The sequence below is a fragment of the Pectobacterium betavasculorum genome (assembly GCF_000749845.1).
Lineage (GTDB): Bacteria > Pseudomonadota > Gammaproteobacteria > Enterobacterales > Enterobacteriaceae > Pectobacterium > Pectobacterium betavasculorum.
Window position 1 is genome coordinate 1 of record NZ_JQHM01000079.1, and the last position, 277, is coordinate 277.

Consider the following 277-nt stretch of genomic DNA (forward strand, 5'->3'; position numbering starts at 1 on the left):
TGGTAATTCTATCTCTTTTATTAAACCCTTTAGATGAACAACCAGCAAGCCCCAGCGGATCGACCCAATCCAGCGGATTCTGAACATACCCGTAATTGTTATCTCCCCCCGCTATCCCTATCGGGTCTGGCGAGATGTAGCATCCACCGTTCGGATCATAGTACCGAAAACGGTTATAACATAGCCCGCTTTCGCTGTCACGGTACTGTCCGGCAAAGCCGAGTCCGGGGTCGGCAGGGTCTGCATAATTGCTGCGTCGCTGACCCCAGAGGGTGCT

Annotated in this window: 1 protein-coding gene; it reads right to left on the reverse strand. The window is 52.7% G+C overall.

What is annotated here, in order from left to right; translation table 11 throughout:
- Positions 1-277: RHS repeat-associated core domain-containing protein (locus tag KP22_RS22115; protein WP_156107297.1), on the reverse strand; the 277-nt coding region annotated here is incomplete at both ends.